This window comes from Photobacterium carnosum, assembly GCF_002849605.1.
In the GTDB taxonomy this organism is placed as follows: Bacteria; Pseudomonadota; Gammaproteobacteria; order Enterobacterales; family Vibrionaceae; genus Photobacterium; species Photobacterium carnosum.
The window spans coordinates 1-1,154 of sequence record NZ_NPIB01000066.1; the positions used below are offsets into that span (position 1 = coordinate 1).

The window sequence follows — 1,154 nt, forward strand, 5'->3', positions numbered from 1 at the left end:
AAATAGCCTTAAAATCGCTGAGAACAAAAAATAAGGCCCTTAAAAAGGGACATAGCAGTTAAATCTTTATCAAGTTTTAGAAAATCTAACTATTTGCTGTCAATGGTAGCGGACGAGCAAAGCGTGGGAGCATAAGGAATTGACAGCTCTAAACCAGTCTTAACACTGAATTGGCGAAAGCCAAAGTTTCTACAAAACTTTGCTTTCCTGCCTAACGGCGAGTGAAAAAGCAGTCAAGCTGGCTCAGCTTGGACGGGGTTCGGGGCGTCAGCGCCCGAATTAATGTGGCTTGCCACACCTTTTAAGCAACGAACAGCGTGAGGCGCAAGGAGCTGTGCGACTGGAGGTTAATGTGAGCCGTTTTTTGGCTCACTCCTTTGTGTTTTTTTGTTTTAGGTTTGTATCTCGTACAGTGGTGCCTCTTATATACCTCTTTTATAAACCTCTTTTAGACCTCTTTTAGACCCCTCTTGAGCCTTACTCTCCCAAGGCTTATAGAAGTTTATCAACGAGGTTTTGTCTGTTTATCAACGAGGTTTTGTCTGTTTATCAACGAGGTTTTGTCTGTTTATCAACGAGGTTTTGTCTGTTTATCAACGAGGTTTTTAATGGTGATCGTTGATAAACAATCGTTGATTTTATATAATAGTTGTGGAGGTGTGATTATGAGCAATGAACTTATAAAATATGATCCTGAACTTAATACCATTCCGTTACGTAAATTCACCCCTATTGAAATGAATCTATTTTTTTCAATTATTTCTCGTATGCGTGATAAGGGAGATCAGACAGTTAGATTTTCTTTTGAACAACTTAAAGATTTGAGCAACTATAAACCGACTGCAAATAATCGCTTTGAAGATGATATTCAAAGAACTTATGAAAAGTTAATGGGACTTCATTTTGGAAGACGTAGTAAATCTGGATTAAATAGAGGAATGTTTGTTATGTTTACTAAATTCAGAATTGTTGATGAAGCTGATTCTCCTTATATAAACATTGAAGTATATAAAGATGCTTTGCCACTTCTTAGTAATTTAGACACGTGGGTTAGATATGCTTTAGCGGAATTTAGAGATCTTCGAAGCAGTTATGCTAAACCCGCTTTTAGATTGTTAAAAGGTTTCAGAACAACCGGTTATGCTTTTTTATCC

At 37.3% G+C, this 1,154-nt stretch carries 1 protein-coding gene; it reads left to right on the plus strand.

Going from position 1 to position 1,154, the window contains the following annotated elements:
* Positions 1-665: 665 nt before the first annotated feature.
* Positions 666-1,154 (plus strand): replication initiation protein (locus CIK00_RS21085; protein WP_144043207.1); only part of this gene is annotated, 489 nt, incomplete at its 3' end.